Source organism: Mesorhizobium sp. CNPSo 4689, assembly GCF_057784325.1.
This window is the reverse complement of record NZ_JBWLUZ010000001.1, coordinates 1-15,949: the sequence shown is the minus strand read 5'-3', so window position 1 is coordinate 15,949 and position 15,949 is coordinate 1. Positions and strand designations below refer to the sequence as shown.

The following is a 15,949-nucleotide window of genomic DNA, read 5'->3' as shown; positions in this document are numbered from 1 at the left end:
TTCAAACGCGGCGCTCGCGCCTCAGGCCGGGACGGACCGGCCGATGCGCAGGAAGTCGCCGTCGAAGGCAATTTCCTTCGTCGCACCGTCGGCGGCGAGGATGCGCATCCGGTCGCGCAGGGTTTCGATGTCGCGCGGCGGCTCGCCGCCGGCCAGGGGGACGGCGCCGATGACATGGCGGAACGACACCGAGCGCCCTTCGGCAAGCGCGAAGGCTGTCGCCACCCCTTCATGCTTCAGCCAATTGTCGCCGAGCGAGGCGGCATGGCCGACGGCGGCGCGGCCGTCCTCGATGCCGAGCACGCCGCGGTGGCGGCCGTTCCACGGCGCGTAGTCGCGCCCGCCATTGCTGAACCACAGCATGGTGATGGGCAGTTCGGCCGGGTTCTTCAGCACCAGCACCAGATCCTGCTCGGCATGCCGCGCCAGTGCCGTCCAGCCCGGCCCGCCGTGATCGGCCTCGACCAGAGTGATGAAATCCTCGCGCAGCTGTTCGTTGCGGTACTCGCCAAGGTCGGTCGCGCCGCCATCGGCGGTCGGAAACCGCGCCAGGTCGGTGGAGCGTGCGGGGTAGGCGAGCATGAAGCGGCCGCGGGCCGGATCGGGCTCCAGCGGGTCGGCGGGGGTGGCGGCGAAGCGCTTGGGCGAAAAGGCGAGCCGGCCGCCGTCGCGCATTGCCGTCATCGGATGATGGGCGACGGAAATGGCACCCGCGCCGCCCGAGAAGACATGCTCCTGATAGAGGAAGGGATGGCCGTCGCGAACGGTCAGGACCTTGTCGACGGCGGCACCCATGACCTTGCGGCGCAGCCGGAACGTGGCGCGCCAGCCATCGGCGATGGCGCTGTTTTCGACGACATCCCAGGCGCTATTGGCCGGCCAGCCATGCAGCGGTGCCTCCTCGACATCGCTGCGCGAAAACGGCGCACAGAGAAAATCGCCTGACAGCCGCACCGTACCCTCGGGCAGGTTTTCAGGCAGCGTTTCGCGCGGCGCGCCGACCCAGGGCGCGCGATGCAATGGGTTTAGCCGGCGGCCATCGATGTCGACCGCCATGTCGGCAAGGTGGCCGACCGCGAGGTCGAGCGAGACCGAAATGCCCTTTGCGTTGATCGTGACCGTATCCATGTCCACCTGCCGATTCTGCCCGGCGTGAGCAAAGCCCGGTCGGCGCCGGTTGTGCAAGCATGAGGGCAGGCATTTTGCATCAGGCTGTGCACGAGCCTCAGCGTGAGGCGGCCACTTGTCGACTGTCGGCGCCGCCCCTCATTGCCCTGCCGGGCATTTCTCCCCGTTTACGGGGAGAAAGTAGCAGGCCGCAGTGTCGGCGCTCTCTTGCAACGCAGGTGATTGGCGAAATCAGCCATGAGAGCGTCCCTCGCCCCGTTTACGGGGAGAGGGTGCCGGCAGGCAGGTGAGGGGCGGCGCCGACGCCAAGTCTACTGCCGCTTGTACTCCCGCACCGGCGACTTTGTGCCGTCGGTGTAGGTGACCTGCACCGACATCGACTTCACGCTGTCGGCGACCTTGAAATAGGGCTGGTAGTCGTAGGGGATGGCGTAAGGGTCCTTCTTGTCGCAAGGCGGCATCTTGATCTCCTTGTCGAGCGCGGCGCCGTTCAGGCCGTAATGCACCTGTTTGATGGCGCAGCGGAACGACAGCATCTGCGAGAAATAGACCAGGCCATGGTTGCCGCTGGCGTCGAAGGCGATCCACGACGTCCAGAACTGGTCGAGGATCTGCTTCGCGCCTTGCTGAAGGGCGGCGTCGGGATCGAAGCTGATGTCGAACGGGCCGGTCTCGCGGCCGCGGAGATCGAGATATTTGATCCCGATCGTAGTGGCCGCGGTGCTGTCGGGCAGCTCAAAACTCGGATTGGGCATCGGCTTGCCGGTCCGCTGGTCGTTCATCGCCATGAAACCGGTGTCGGTGAACGGGCCGCTGTTGCCCAGGCGCCAGGAAATGGCGATCGCCGGCTCGGGCAGCGAGATGGTCATCGACCAGCCCTGGTTCGACCGCATCGGCGTCAGCGTCGGGGCGAACAGCGCAGGATCGAGCACGTCGCCAAGCGCGGCCAGACGGCTGCGGCTGCGGTCCAGCCAGTCGGCGAGCTCTCTCTGGTCGACAAAATATTTGAGCAGCCCGCCATCCTTCTCGTAGGCGACGAATTTTGTCAGCGCCTGGGCTTCGCTGCGCTTGTCGGACAGCGACTGGCTGCCGAGGCGATCTTCGGAAAACTCCTGCGCCAAAAGGAAATAGGCCGGGGCGAAATCGGGGTGGGCCGCGATGAAGGCGTTGAGCTTGTCAAGGCGCTGGACATCGTCGAACTGCATGAGATGGACCAGCTTGATCGACAGCGCCTTGCCCTTGTCGGAGAGCGCGCCGAACACCTCGCGGGCGCCGGCCTTGCCGTCCTGCACCCGAAGCAGCGTGGCAAAGCGCGTGTAGGGGTCGACGGCGTCGACATCGAAGCCTGCGAAGGCGAGATAGGAGCGCCGTGCATTGAGCATGTCGCCCGACAGCTCGTAGACACGGGCATTGTGGTAGTACTCGTCGGGACGCTTGGGGTCGGCGATTGCGCCGCCCTGCGCGGCAAGAGCGGCAAAACCCTTGGCGATGGTGTCGATCGAGGCGGCGATCTGCTCGGTCGTCGCCTGCAGCTTTTCGGCCTGCGCCACCTGCTGCTGCTGGCCGGCGGCCAGCGTGTCGGTGGTCTGCTTGACCGCTTCGACGGTCTTTTGCGTTTCCGCGCCCTGGACGGTCTGCTGCTGCTGGTTGGAGGCGATCTCCTCGGTCTTCTTCGCCACCGTATCGGTCGACTGCTTGACAGCCTCGACCGTCTTTTGCGTCTGCGTGACCGTCTGCTCGATCTTGGCCACCTTCTCGGCGACGATGCCCATCGACTGCTGCAGCTCGGCCACCGCCGGCACCAGGCTGGCAATCACCCCGTTTTGCGAATTGGTCTGCTGTTGAAGGCCATAGACGCCGCCGGCGACCGCAGCCGCACTGGTGGCGAAAATCAATGCCGGCACGGCCTTGGCCGCCAGCACCAGCTTGAGCACGACGGCAATCGCGATGATGACCGCCGCGACAGCGGCGATTAAAGCGATATAGGCGGCAAACGGCGCCAACGGATTGAGCACGTCGGAAACGGCGCCACTGACGAACGCGACGCTGCCGGCCCATTTGCCGGTACGGCCCAGCGATGCCTTGAGAAGCGACGGCGCCTTGGCGCCGAGTTCCATTCCACCCGTCATGTCGTACCCCCAAGTCTTTGCCACGCGCATAATAGCAGCGCGACCCCGTGAGCAAAACAGGAGAGGAAGCGGGCGTTTTCGGGGCAGGGGTATGGGAGGGTGCTGGGCGAGCGGCAGGACAGGGCCGCAGAGGAACCCGCCAATTGCCAAGGCTGGCGCCGCCCCTCATTGCCCTGCCGGGCACTTCTCCCCGTATAGTGACGGGGAGAAAGAGGCTGGCCGCAGCCCCGGCGCCCCATCTTGCGACGCTGGTGATTGGCGAAGCCGTTTATGATAGCGCCCCTCTCCCCGTCACTATACGGGGAGAGGATGCCGGCAGGCAGGTGAGGGGCAGCGCCAGCCTCTGAAACCTGGGCAAATGCGTCACTACAGGTGTTAACCAAATGGACGCGGCAGGCGCATTACGTTAGCTTCGCCGCATCTCAGCAACAGCCGCGTTCAGAACAGTCCAGCCCTTGTCCGACCAGCGTCCCTTCCCGCTCATCCAGAAGATCATGGCCGCGTTCGCGCTGCTGGTGCTTGTCGCCGGCTGCACCACCGCGCCGCCCGACACCGTGCTGGCGGTGCCGGCGGCGCCGCAGAAATATGCGGCGATCGTCGTCGATGCCAGGAGCGGCAAGCAGCTCTTCGAGGTCAACTCGTCGGCGCAGCGCTATCCGGCCTCGCTGACCAAGATGATGACGCTCTATCTGCTGTTCGAGGCGCTGGAGAGCGGCCGCGTCAGCAAAGAGACGCAGATCCCGGTCTCGGACAATGCCGCCAGGCAGCCGCCGACCAAGCTGCGCTTCCGGCGCGGCGAGACGATCGACGTCGATTCGGCCATCCGCGCCATCGTCGTCAAATCGGCCAATGACGTGGCGGTGGCGGTGGGCGAATATCTCGGCGGCTCAGAGGAGCAGTTCGCCGCCATGATGACGTCCAAGGCGCGCCAGCTCGGCATGTCGAGCACCGTGTTCCGCAACGCGTCCGGCCTGCCCGACGGCGGCCAGATGACGACGGCGCGCGACATGGCGGTGCTGGGCATGGCGCTGCGCAACCGCTTCCCGCAGCATTTCCATTATTTCTCCGAAAGCGACTTCATGTTCCGGGGACGGCTGGTGCGCGGCCACAACGACATGCTCGGCCGGGTGCGCGGCGTCGACGGCATCAAGACCGGCTATATCAGGGCCTCCGGCTTCAACATCGTGACGTCCTACAGCGCCGACGGCCGCCAGCTGATCGTGGTGGTGATGGGCGCCGACAGCGCCCGCCAGCGCAACGATCATGTCGAGGCGCTGATCCAACGGAGTCTGTCGCCAACGGTGGCGGATGCGAAGACGCGGCTGATGTTCGTGCAGCAGTGAGGAGTGGTCCGCATAGCGGACGAAAAGCCAATTGCTTGGCTTTTCGAACGACGAACGCCCTGAGCCTGCGAAGGGCCGGATAGAAGCTTCGCAACTTGCCGGCACGTTCGGCACGCAGGCCGGGCGCCCTTCTCGCGCAATCGTGAACGCAGTGCCGCTACTACGCGGCTTCTCCCCCCTCGACCTGAAAAGACCAACATGGGATGCGGGAATCCGCCCGAGCGGTGGATCTGCTCCGCCGCCCCGGCCTCTCGCCCAGCGAGACAGCAGGAGCCCGCAGCATGAGCACCGCCCCCAAGACGCCCGAGAAGATGCCAGACAACGACAGCGGCGGCGAATATTTCGAGGCGCCGACCATCGGGGATGCCGATCACAGTTCGGACGAGCACCTCGAAACGCCAGACGTGCCGGACTCCGAGCCGGCCGCACCCGGCGCATCACGGGTAAAGCCGAAGAAGAAGCCATCGGCGATATCAGGTAGAAGATTCCGCAAGCGCGACCTCGTGCGCATCGACGATCTGCGCCCGAGCCTCGCCGACCGCATCCGCGCCGACCATCCCGACCTGCCGACCGGCGCCCGCATCAGCCGCGAGGAGCTCGGCCGCTACCGCATGCGCTACATGGAGGAGCTTCTGCAGCAGGAGCACGGCGAATTCTCCGAGCTGGACCGGCAGGTGGTGGAGAGCATCGCCAGGCAGGACACGATTTCCGAAAACAGCGAAGAGGAGTTCGAGGAGCACAGGTCATTCGCCGACCGCGTCTCCGACAATATGGCCGCGTTTGGCGGCAGTTGGTGGTTCCTGATCTCGTTCGCCAGCGTGCTGCTGGTGTGGATCGGCATCAACCTGATCGAGGGCGCCACAAGCGCCTTCGATCCCTACCCCTTCATCCTCCTGAACCTTCTGCTCTCCTGCATCGCCGCCATCCAGGCGCCGGTGATCATGATGAGCCAGAGGCGGCAGGAAGCAAAAGACCGCCTGCGCTCGTTCAACGACTACCGGGTCAATTTGAAAGCCGAGCTGGAAGTGCGGCACCTGCACGAGAAGCTCGACTACCTCATCTCGCGCCAATGGACGCGGCTGGCCGAAATGCAGCAGATGCAGTTGGATGCGATGCACGAGCTGACCGGCGCGAAGAAGGTGAAGCGGGCGCCACGCAGGGGGCGCAGTCGGGCGGTGAAGAGTGAGGCAGGGGAGTGAAGGCGGCTCGCGATCGGTTGCCCGGTGACGGCAATTATGCTATAAATTTGGACATGGTGCTGATTTGCGCCAGCGACCCGCCGCCGAGGCGGGTTTTTCGTTTCAGGCTTGCGGGCCGGCGGGCTTGGCTTCTCGTTGGACGGCCCCGTTCGATCCAGCTCTCATTCAGCACATAAATGGCGCACCCGACTGGATTCGAACCTGTGACCTCTGCGCGAGGAGGCAGCGCAATTGCCCGTTGAAGCCCGCCGCCGCTTCCGCTAAGAAGCCGTGACTGGCCGGTTCACCGGCTGGTTCGTTTTCAAGATCGCCGATCCTGAAGGCACCCGTAGCTCAGCTGGATAGAGCGCTGCCCTCCGAAGGCAGAGGTCACAGGTTCGAATCCTGTCGGGTGCGCCAAACTTTCGAACAGCTTGATTCGGACCGGTTTTCCGACGGGGCTTCTGAACAAAAGATAGAACTGCTTCGGACGGTAATTTGGCACCAACGACAAGGCAACGCGGCGTTGCCGTTTGAACGCGAAAGTTTGACCCAAGCTAGCCAATCCGGGAGGCAAGCCCAAATGTCTCGAATTGGTGAAATGCGGCAGGGGGCAAACGCCACGCCTAGATCCGCATCGCCCAGTAGAAGCTGCGTTCGTTGACGGTCTTCGCTTGGCGCGACTGCGGAGGGAGGCCCACGAGCATTCGGCTGACATAAGCCTCCCGCACCAGCAGGACAGCAAGTCGTTCACTTGGGCGTCCCAGTAGCAGCCATCGATGAAGCGCGGAAGGAAGGGGGTTCGCTGATGCGCTGGTGAGGTCGGACGTTTCCTTTTCGTGCGACCGATCCTATAATCCGCCGGAGCCAGGGCAGACAATGGACCGCAAGCTTTCCGCGATTCTCGCCGCCGACGTCGTGGGCTATTCCGCCCTAATGGAACGCGATGAGACGGGCACGTTCGAACGCCTTCGTGCCGGACGCAAGGAACTGTTCGAGCCCGAGATTGCCCGACACCACGGCCACATCTTCAAGCTGATAGGCGATGGGATGCTCGCGGAATTCGGCAGCGTCGTGGACGCGGTCGAATGTGCCGTGTCGTTGCAGCGCGGCCTAGTGGAACGCAACGCCGCCGTTTCCGAAGATCATCGGATTCGCGTCAGGATCGGGGTCAATCTCGGCGAGGTGATTGTCGAGGGCGAGGACCGGTATGGCGAGGGCGTCAACGTCGCTGCCAGGCTTCAACAGCTAGCGGAACCTGGCGGCATCTGTGTCTCGGGAAAAGTAGCCAAAGAGGTCGAGAAGAAGTTGGCTTTCGGCTTTGAGCCGATGGGCGAACAGAAGCTGAAGAACATCGCCGAACCGGTGCAGGCATACCGGGTGCTGCTCGATCCCGCGGTGGCGGGAAAGCCTAGGGATGATGTCAATCGACACCCACGCTTCTGGCGCAATCTGGCCGTCTCTGTTGGGGTCTTTGTTGTCGCAGTCGGCCTTGCAGCAGCCTGGTGGCGACCGTGGGAGCCGCCGATTCGGCCCGCCGCTTTGGAGGCCAACGCGAAAGCCGACGCCCGGCCATCCCTCGTCGTGCTTCCATTTGACAATCTCAGCGACGACCAGGCGCAAGGCTATCTGGCAGACGGTTTCACCGAAGACCTGACCACAGAACTTGCACGCATACCCGGCCTGTTCGTCGTGTCGCGAAACGCGGCTTCCGCCTACAAGGGCAAGGAGACTAAACCCGCAGAGATCGCCGCAGCGCTTGGTGTCCGGTACATGCTGGAGGGCTCGATACGTCGGGTCGGCGACGACATGCGTATCAACGCTCAATTGATCGACGGCTCGACCACCGGTCATCTCTGGGCGGAACGTTTCGACGGCCAGTGGGCGGATGTCTTTGCGCTACAAGACAAGGTCGTCGCCAGCATCGCAGGCGCGCTCAAGCTCCGTCTCGTCAGCGCCCAAGGTAAGGCTGACTTCGCGGGAGGCACGCGCAATCCCGCAGCCTACGAAGCTTACCTCATGGGCATGGAAATCTATAATCGTCGCAATACTCCAGAGGAGTTTGCGCAGGCGGTCAGGTTTTTCCAGCAGGCGCTGGAACTCGATCCGAATTTCGGCGCGGCGGCAGCATCGCTCGCATGGGCCTATTGGGAGATGGACGGGCCACGGGTCAAGGCTTTGGCCTTTTCGGAAACTATCGCGCTTTACAGAGTCTACAAGTACCTGGAGGAGGCGGCCAAGCATCCTTCGCCCTCGTACTATCAGCTCGTTGCCAGTTTGCTGGTTCGCGAGCACCGGTCCGACGAGGCAGTCGCCGTTATGTTCAAGGCAGTGGCGCTCGACCCGAGCGATCCCTTGAACTATGTCGGGTTGGCAGACGCCCTGACTTTCAATGGCAGGCCGAACGAGGCGCGCGACTATCTCGACGCGGCCAACCGTGTCGACCCAGGCGGCAATGACTATCGGCACTACCAGGCGGGGCTGGCTGAATTTGGCCAGGGTCGTTTCGCGGAGGCCGTCGACTACCTTGAAAGGATTGATCTCCAATCGCCCGATCCATGGCCGAAATTCTATGGCCTGCAGGTATTGGTTTCGGCCTACGCACATCTCGGGCGCAGCGACCAGGTCGCAGCCTACAGCGACAGGCTGAAGGAAGTCATGTTGGAACGAAAGGATGGAGGGGCAAATCAGCTGGTCACGCAGAGGTATTTTGTGTTCAAGAACCCGGCCGACATAGGACGCCTTCTGGATGGCCTGAACAAGGCCGGTTTGCCGGAATTGCCGGAAGAGGCCGATTTGGATGCGAAGGACCGGCTTACCGGTTCGGAAATCAGGTCTCTCATCCTTGGTCGCGAACTGCGCGGGGGAGGCGCATGGCTAGATAAAGAAACCAGCTGGGTGCAGGAGAACTTCCTGTGCGACGCTATTCCGAAAGATCAGACAACCTGCGGCGCGGTCTTCCGCAATCCAGTCGGGACGTCGGAGCGGGTGAACGAGTACAGAGCCGTCTTTCGTTTTGATCGTTTCGAGTTCTCGATCGTCAGATGAGACCATTCGGGATCACATTCGATCGGCCGCACGCGATGTCAGCAAACAGGCTCGTAGCGGTCGATGTTTCGTCAAATGTCGAGCTTCCGGTAATGGCGCGATCCGCGCCGTTGGCGACAAACCCCGCTCCCTCGAGCCGTCGAGCGCGGGACGGGATTTGAACCTGTGACCTCAGGTTATGAGCCTGAAGCTCCAGTTCTCATCTTCATCCTCTCCGGCGCGCAAAATTTCTCAATGAAAATCAGTCTTTAAACGATGCTCGTTTCGTTCTCGGTTGCAGTCTCCTGCAGCCAAATACGGAACACAGCGTGCAGGCATTTTCCGTACAAAATCCGTACACACATTCGCCCTTCGTTCTCAGCACGAATTGTCGGCGCGGCGCCAATCCAGATCCGCGGAGGGCTAACGCTTGTTTTGGTTTGGCGCGTTGCCGGGAGAATTCTCACTGTCTGACTATTGCCGGCACCCATTTGAAGGTCGCGTTGTTCCGAAATGCCGACCGAAGGGGAACAAGCAAGGATCCTAGAAACATAAGCCATAGCGGTGATAGCACCGTCAGTTGCTCCATGAGCTTGGTACTCTCGAACTTTGTCTGATTGAGTCGCCGCTCATTTTTTGTCAGCGATTTCGCATTGCCCAAAAATCGCAGTTTTCCGCCATCAGTTCCACCCGCCCGAAACCATCCGACGGCCCTGTATCGGTCTGTCGGCCGGACCTCCTGCGGCTTCCCATCGACATCTATCGACAAATTGCCCTCGGCCTCGATCAGACTGGCAACGCCATCAGGCATATCCTGGATCGAACGATTATCGATGTCGTCCACGGCGACCCACCCACTTTCGCCGGCTAAGGTCAATTCGCTCTCCTGTCGTGAAACCAACTCAGTAGGTCGGGCTACGATCGTAGCTCTCACTCCTACGTTCAGGGCGGAGTTGGGCAATGTAAGAGCACCGCTTTGGAAAGCACCGCGGCTTGCAATGAACTTGCAAGCGACTAGGTCTCCCACTTTAGATGGTGGCGTAACGAAATTGATTTGGTAAGGCTTGCCGTCTATCTCGACGTGAAGCTTCCGTTGCCCAAGCTCGATGATGTTACCCTTGTCATGTGGCTCGAGGAAGGATCTACCTGCGTAGAAAGATACCGTTCTGCTACCACTGCCAAAGGTGAGTCTCGATTTACTGCCAATAAATTGCCAGATGTTTTTCAGTCCTGGCTTGCTACCGGCCTCCATGCCAAATGCGGCGGCCAAATCTGTCGCAAGGGATAATGTCGACGGGCTTCTGTCGGTCTCTAGAATCCAGATGTCAGAAGCGCCACCATCGAATGAGATTGACACTCGCCTAACGTCGTTGACGCGGAAGCTTGACTTCTCAGCTTCGGGATCGGGAATCCAATCGCTTTCCGCACATCCAGACAGAATATCGATCTTAAGATCGAACTTCGCGTTCTGATTGGTGGCATGCCATGCCGCACTGAGTCCCGCGCCAGGGTCGTACCACCTCAAAAGCGAGCCGTCGAAACTTGCGGGGAACAGCGCGAAAGGCTTCTCACCAACATCGAATTGTGAGGGATTTGTTGATAAACCCCCGTTCAGTGGCGCATCCAAATAAGCGTCTATGTGGACCGGCAGAGGCCTATAGAAAAAATCCGCAGCGTAGAAGATGATTGCGTTGGACGCTAAACCAAGCACACAGACTTCTAGGCAAAGGCAGGCGAGAATGTATGGCCGTTCGACTTGAAAATGGTTGATCGTCCACTCGACGATTTGGGTCCATGAGACAATAACGCACGCTAAAAAAAATGCTCCTACAATATTGGAGAAAGAAGATTCCGCGAATGCCGAAAAATCAAAAAGGTTATGGGTCACGTCATTGACCGTTAGCGCAATAAACCCGACAGCAGTTGCCCGTCCCAGCATCCGCTGGGGGCTTTGCGCCGTGAGTGATAAAACTGAAATTGCGAATGCGAGGATTAGAAAGGCAGGTTGATAAGCTTCGGTCAGCCATTCGCCCAAAGTTAAAAAGGGCACCACCTGATCTCCATAGGCGGCCTCATATATCGACGCGGAATCGCCATTGAGAATGCTTATCAAGAAGCCCTGAAGGCGAGGACCAGGGCCTAGGAGCAGCGTTACAGCCACACAGTACGACAAGATAAGAGCAGCGCTTCGCAATGGCCCTAAATCGCTCGAAACGATCGACAAGTATTTTTTGGTCATCAAAAGCACCCAGGTGAATCGAATAAATGATGACTACGGGCTGTTAGGCCGTCAATAAAGGTGCAATTTTCGGGACGTTCATCGCAGCTCTTGGCCTTTCAGCTTGGGAAGCTAGCCCTTTCGACCGGACTCCAATGGCTTGGCTGTAAAGCTCGGTTAAGCGCGCTTGTTTATTTCAATGGGTTACGTTCGAAACGTAAAACCGATTGGGCTTAGAGCGCCGGTGTGACAGGCCAGTGAAATTGCCATTCTGATCAACGACTGTTTCGACAGCTCGGCAGGCCGAATTCGCACTAAAATGGGCAATAGTTGAAACTCCGACGGGATGACGGTGGCCGGTTGCGCTGGCTTACCACACGGTCTTCCGGTAAATGTTGCGGCAAGCCGAGGAGGGGAGACTCTTGCAGTTCGAATACACACATCCGCAGACGGAAGTGGAAAGACTACTCGGAGGATTTCACGAGATTAATGCCTTCGGGCCAATCGAAGATGGTGACGATACAAAATTCGAGGATTTCCTTCGTCGCGTAGCTCCCCCTCCTCGCACACCGATCCACATTGATTCTGAGGGTGGGTTTGTTGAGGCCGCGTTGTCGATTGGTCGGATCATCCGCGCGTCGTGGTACTCAACATCAATCGGAAAGTATATCCTCGATCATGACAGGCACCGGGAGCATATTATTCCGCGCATGCTTCTACCGGGATCGTGTTTGAGTGCTGCGACTTTGATGTACCTTGGGGGAAGGCTTAGACATTTTCCGATTGGATCTCGCTTCGGTGTGCATCAATTTTCTTTCAGAAACCCGACGCCCGATTATATTGGGAAATCGCAAATCCTCTCTTCCAAGATTGCGCAGTATGTTTTCGATATGGGCATCTCATCGCAATTTCTTGAGATATCGTCGTCAACCGACGTCATAAAGCTTATAGAGGTCGATGAGCTAAAAGAACTTCGCGTTGTGACCGGTGGTCAAACGGACGTAGAGTGGTCAGTGCAGGCCACAGGTATGCTCTATGTGCGAGGTGAAAGAGATTCTATTTTCGGACACCATAAGGTAATGCTTGGGTATACTAAGCAATCGGGTTTTTTTGTTTTGGATCGTGATAGAGGTCCAAGGTCGCGAAGCCGAACTGACTGGTTTTGATCTGGTAGAGATTGTAGTAAATGAAGAAGACATTCGAATTGATGTGTCAAATAGGTGTCGCCGAATTGTAAGCGGCATTTACGTGAATATCATTGCGAATGTCACCGACGTGGAAGCCCGCATGATGGCTTATTCTTTGAGCTTCGGCGTCCATATAAGAACCTCAAAGGAAGCCGAGGTTTTCCTAGGAATTTCAGCAATGTCAACGGATGGCGGCACCGAACAGCTGCAGACTTTTTACTCCTCATTTGCCGACCCAGAAACCGTTCACAGCCCATTGCTGGGTCGTTGACCGTCAGCTTGGGAAGCTAGCCCTTTCGGTGTGATTTCAAGACATTGCCTGTAAAACACGACGCGGCCCCCTTCAATCAATTCAATAACTTAGGGAGCAATTGTAAAACGATCGAACATGATCGGCCGGCCGTGCTGTGCAGCGAATGTCCCGACCAGGGGGGGGTCGGCTTTCCGACTCCAAGCAGAAACTCGCCCGTCCTCAGCTGAACTTGCGACAATGACCCGAAGGCGACATTTGTCTGGACCGTCGGTAGGTCTCGTCAGGGTGGAAACCGGAAGTTCGACGCGAACCCAACAGAGAGCTCGCCGGCTGTTCACAGCTGCTCTACGCGCTCAGTTATCGGACAAGCCGGCCAGAGAACTATCCTTCCAGAAGCGACGCGGGATCAAGGGCTGGCCGGACGTGACGCGCAGGAGAGGGCATCTTTGCAAACGCGACGATTACTCCGGCACGCCGGCAATACCCAGCGCCTCGACGTAGCGCTCGGCGAACACCTTGTCCCGCCACGGGTTGATCTGCCTCTGCAGGCCGAGCGTGTAGGTCGGGAACGCCTCCATCAGCCGCCGCGCCGCCGCCTGCGCTTCGTCCGACCGATTGAGTTTGACCAGCGCCATGATCACCGCCCGGTGCGAGGAGCCGTAATTCGGCATCTCGCGCAGCGCTCGTTCTCCCCAAGCCAGCGCCTCCTCGTAGCGTTCGAGCATCAGGTAGCTCATCGCGATGCCGGAGAGCGCGATGCCCTTCTCGGGGTCGACCGGGCTCAGCCGCATTGCCCTGTGGAAGTGCTCGATCGCGACGAGGGGGCGGCCGGAATGGGCGTTCACCCAGCCGCTGCCCGTATAGCCCTGCGCCGAATTGGGGTTGAGGAGCAGGGACCGTTCGATCGTGTCCAGCGCCGTCTCGTAATCCTTGGCGCTGTAGGCGATCACCTGCGCGGCGAAACGCAAGCTTGTCGGGTCGTCTCGCGCGTCCGCCAGCACCTCGCGGGCCATGCGCACGGCGACGCGGATATCGTCGGGCTCGTGCCAGCACTGACTCACGGACAGGCTGCGAATATAAGCACCGAGTGCCTTCGCCAGGGTGAAGCCTGGGTCGATGCTGAGCGCCTCGTTGGTGAGCCGGCGCACGTCGGCGAAGCCTTCGCGCGTCATGCTGTAGAAGCGCGGCAGCGCACGAAGGTAGAGGTCGTAGGCACCGATGTAGTCGGTCGGCTTCATGCGCGCTTGCTTGATCTCCTCCAGCCGGATGCGCGGCTCGACCGCACCGACGACGCTCTCGGTCACCTTGTCCTGCAGGTCGAAGATGTCGCTCACGTCGCCCTCAAAGCGGTCGGTCCAGACATGGTGCCCACTTATCGCGTCCACCAGCTGCCCGCTGATACGCACCCGCGATCCTGCTCTGCGGATGCTACCTTCGAGCACGTAGCGGACGCCCAACTCGCGCCCGACCTGGCGCAGGTCCACCGCCCGGCCCTTGTAGGTGAAGGACGAGTTGCGGGCGATCACGAAGAAGGAGTTCACCCGGCTCAATCCCGTGATGATGTCCTCCACCAGTCCGTCGGCGAAGTATTCCTGGTCGGGGTCGCCGCTCATGTTGGTGAAAGGCAGAACCGCGATCGAGGGTTTCGCAGGCAGGGGAGGCGGTGCAGTCACCGAGGCGCTGGCGTCGGTCTCGACGCGATAGGCGCGCACAGGCCGCTCGATGTTCTTGAGGCGCAGGTCGCCGAGCGGCGTGAAGCCTCCGTCGAGCTTGCCCTGAAGGTGGTCGTAGGCGGTGCCCGAGACGACCACGGCGCCGGGATCGGCGATGCTTTCGAGGCGGACAGCGATGTTGACACCGTCGCCGTAGAGGTCGCCGTCCTCCTCGCAGACCACGTCGCCGAGATTGACGCCGATGCGGAAGCGAATCCGCTCTTCCTCGGGCGTCTCCGCCTCGTGTTCTGCCAAAGCCTGCTGGATCGCCATCGCCGAGGTCACCGCGTTGACGACGCTTGCGAACTCGCACAGCATGCCGTCGCCGGTGAGCTTGACGATCCGGCCCTGATGCTCGGAGACCAGCGGTTCGAGGAGGTCCTTGCGGTATGTCTTGAGCCGCTCGAGCGTGCCGCGCTCGTCGCGCTCCATCAGGCGCGAATAGCCGACCACGTCGCAAGCCAGGATCGCTGCGAGGCGGCGCTGCGCGGTCATTGCACCGCCCGGCCAGGCGCGTGCACGCGGGCTGCCTCGCGCCAATTCCCCGCCAACTTCCAGACGCCCAACGTGCATGGCATCCACCTCTCCCAGCCGCCACCCGTCGCCGATTCAGAACGGAGAACGCAGCTTGACCTAGCCTTCACGAGATTTCGCTATCCCGCTTGCGAGGCGTGGAGCGATCCAGTCGTCGCGCTAACAGCCAACCGGCGACACGCCCACGCAGCCTCTGGGGACGCTGACACGCCACTCCCAGAAGGCTGGAGATATTTGCTGCCGTTGGTAACCGGTTGACGCCACCGTGGCGTGCTTTTGTCACGGCGATGTAACAGCGAAATGCCCTCCGAACGCGCGCATCGGGCACTACACCAGACGTTCGCGCTTAGAGGTGCTGAGGTCGGAAAGTGGCACCGGCGTCATAACCTGCCACGACGCCGGCGACCTCAATAGAGGTGTGAGTTATGCCGTTGCACCACCGCGGCCGGTCTTTCCTGCCATCCAAGGCATTGCGGCAGAGACATCTTCTAGAATCTTTGCCGATTTGGCGAAGCCAGCGAATGCGTCACGCGCGACGGAAAGTGGAATGTGGCCATCATGGGCTCGCTGACAGGCGCGAAACGCGGTGTCATAAATCGGTCCCCTGCGGTTCCTTGGCCACTCCTCAAGGAACTCGAATGCATCAGCCAGGCATCCAATCTCTTCGATCATAACCTGCCCATTTTTTACCAACACGGGCCGATCAAAAGTCCTGTCGTTCATGAGATCCTCCATACAGTCTGAACGAGTGCTTGGGCCTCAAAAAAGCGTCTTCGCAGACGGCCGCCGGCAAATATGTGAAGGGCATTTTTGCGTGTCAAGAACGGCGATCAGGTCGCAAAGCAGTAAATCGATCTAGAGTCTCAATGAGTGCCTTGGCCAGTGCTTCGCCCTCTGGATCGCCGCGCGAATGGCCCTTCGTGACGCGGGTTTTGGCTCAGCGCCTCCAGTTCCTGAAAGACTTTGCACCAGAAGCGGTGGTCACTTTCGCGACCGTCAAAGTGTGCATTTAGCGCGCAGTGTGCTGGCGCAGTTGCCGCGTTCGATCCATAAAGTCGATCGCCGCCCGCACCATGCGCTCGGTATCGGCGAGTTCCCCAAGCGTCAACTCACCTGCGCGCCCGGCATCTAGCTTAAACATCTCGACGTCTATCAACCATCGTCCCGCAAAATGCCAGGAAAAGACGGGGCGACCGACGTTGGGGGTGGGGTTTGGGGGGGCGCCGGTCACCCGTAGGAC

General features: G+C 60.5%; 11 protein-coding genes, 1 tRNA gene and 1 pseudogene. 6 read left to right on the top strand and 7 right to left on the bottom strand.

All coding sequences use genetic code 11. From position 1 onward, the window contains the following. Window positions 1–21: 21 nt before the first annotated feature. Both AC04SI_RS00065 and AC04SI_RS00060 read right to left on the bottom strand, forming a co-directional pair. On the bottom strand, window positions 22–1,128 hold the full coding sequence (locus AC04SI_RS00065) for a hypothetical protein (protein WP_404274691.1): 1,107 nt from the start codon (window positions 1,126–1,128) through the stop codon (window positions 22–24). A gap of 311 nt (window positions 1,129–1,439) precedes the next feature. Beyond that, window positions 1,440–3,257, bottom strand: a complete 1,818-nt coding sequence (locus AC04SI_RS00060) for a methyl-accepting chemotaxis protein (RefSeq protein WP_404274689.1) — start codon at window positions 3,255–3,257, stop codon at window positions 1,440–1,442. A 455-nt stretch (window positions 3,258–3,712) separates the two neighbouring features. Between AC04SI_RS00060 and AC04SI_RS00055 the strand changes: the two genes are divergently transcribed. The 4 genes from AC04SI_RS00055 to AC04SI_RS00040 all read left to right on the top strand — a co-directional run bounded on the left by AC04SI_RS00055 (window position 3,713) and on the right by AC04SI_RS00040 (window position 8,826). After that, on the top strand, window positions 3,713–4,600 hold the full coding sequence (locus AC04SI_RS00055; protein WP_488473763.1) for a D-alanyl-D-alanine carboxypeptidase family protein: 888 nt from the start codon (window positions 3,713–3,715) through the stop codon (window positions 4,598–4,600). 281 nt (window positions 4,601–4,881) lie between these two features. Next, a complete protein-coding gene (locus tag AC04SI_RS00050; protein WP_404274686.1) occupies window positions 4,882–5,799 on the top strand; it encodes a DUF1003 domain-containing protein in 918 nt (305 codons plus the stop codon). A gap of 322 nt (window positions 5,800–6,121) precedes the next feature. After that, a tRNA-Arg gene (locus AC04SI_RS00045) sits at window positions 6,122–6,198 on the top strand. Between the two features lie 459 nt (window positions 6,199–6,657). Continuing rightward, window positions 6,658–8,826 (top strand): tetratricopeptide repeat protein, encoded by a 2,169-nt coding sequence (locus AC04SI_RS00040; protein WP_404274684.1) that lies wholly within the window; start codon window positions 6,658–6,660, stop codon window positions 8,824–8,826. A gap of 442 nt (window positions 8,827–9,268) precedes the next feature. On the opposite strand, the gene AC04SI_RS00035 is transcribed toward AC04SI_RS00040, so the two are convergent. Then, window positions 9,269–11,044 carry a hypothetical protein gene (locus tag AC04SI_RS00035; protein WP_488473762.1) on the bottom strand — a complete coding sequence of 592 codons (1,776 nt, stop codon included), beginning with the start codon at window positions 11,042–11,044 and terminating at the stop codon, window positions 9,269–9,271. Between the two features lie 401 nt (window positions 11,045–11,445). Between AC04SI_RS00035 and AC04SI_RS00030 the strand changes: the two genes are divergently transcribed. Both AC04SI_RS00030 and AC04SI_RS00025 read left to right on the top strand, forming a co-directional pair. Next, window positions 11,446–12,189 carry a COG3904 family protein gene (locus tag AC04SI_RS00030; RefSeq protein WP_404274681.1) on the top strand — a complete coding sequence of 248 codons (744 nt, stop codon included), beginning with the start codon at window positions 11,446–11,448 and terminating at the stop codon, window positions 12,187–12,189. Between the two features lie 82 nt (window positions 12,190–12,271). Continuing rightward, the gene (locus tag AC04SI_RS00025) at window positions 12,272–12,481 is read left to right on the top strand and encodes a hypothetical protein (RefSeq protein ID WP_404274680.1); all 210 of its coding nucleotides are present in this window, start codon (window positions 12,272–12,274) and stop codon (window positions 12,479–12,481) included. Between the two features lie 443 nt (window positions 12,482–12,924). On the opposite strand, the gene AC04SI_RS00020 is transcribed toward AC04SI_RS00025, so the two are convergent. From AC04SI_RS00020 to AC04SI_RS00005, 4 genes and pseudogenes are all read right to left on the bottom strand, one after another. Beyond that, on the bottom strand, window positions 12,925–14,670 hold the full coding sequence (locus tag AC04SI_RS00020) for an adenylate/guanylate cyclase domain-containing protein (protein ID WP_488473761.1): 1,746 nt from the start codon (window positions 14,668–14,670) through the stop codon (window positions 12,925–12,927). Between the two features lie 462 nt (window positions 14,671–15,132). Then, on the bottom strand, window positions 15,133–15,432 hold the full coding sequence (locus tag AC04SI_RS00015; protein ID WP_404274677.1) for a DUF982 domain-containing protein: 300 nt from the start codon (window positions 15,430–15,432) through the stop codon (window positions 15,133–15,135). Window positions 15,433–15,572: 140 nt separating this feature from the next. Then, window positions 15,573–15,716, bottom strand: a pseudogene (locus AC04SI_RS00010) (hypothetical protein); the annotation flags it as partial. Between the two features lie 2 nt (window positions 15,717–15,718). Then, the coding region (locus AC04SI_RS00005; protein ID WP_488473760.1) for a hypothetical protein at window positions 15,719–15,949 on the bottom strand (231 nt) is incomplete at its 5' end.

Excerpts from the sequence above, each read along its gene's own strand:
- AC04SI_RS00065 (WP_404274691.1), bottom strand. The coding sequence starts at position 1,128 with ATGGATACGGTCACGATCAACGCAAAGGGCATTTCGGTCTCGCTCGAC.
- AC04SI_RS00060 (WP_404274689.1), bottom strand. The coding sequence starts at position 3,257 with ATGACGGGTGGAATGGAACTCGGCGCCAAGGCGCCGTCGCTTCTCAAG.
- AC04SI_RS00050 (WP_404274686.1), top strand. The coding sequence starts at position 4,882 with ATGAGCACCGCCCCCAAGACGCCCGAGAAGATGCCAGACAACGACAGC.
- AC04SI_RS00040 (WP_404274684.1), top strand. The coding sequence starts at position 6,658 with ATGGACCGCAAGCTTTCCGCGATTCTCGCCGCCGACGTCGTGGGCTAT.
- AC04SI_RS00035 (WP_488473762.1), bottom strand. The coding sequence starts at position 11,044 with ATGACCAAAAAATACTTGTCGATCGTTTCGAGCGATTTAGGGCCATTG.
- AC04SI_RS00020 (WP_488473761.1), bottom strand. The coding sequence starts at position 14,670 with ATGACCGCGCAGCGCCGCCTCGCAGCGATCCTGGCTTGCGACGTGGTC.
- AC04SI_RS00015 (WP_404274677.1), bottom strand. The coding sequence starts at position 15,432 with ATGAACGACAGGACTTTTGATCGGCCCGTGTTGGTAAAAAATGGGCAG.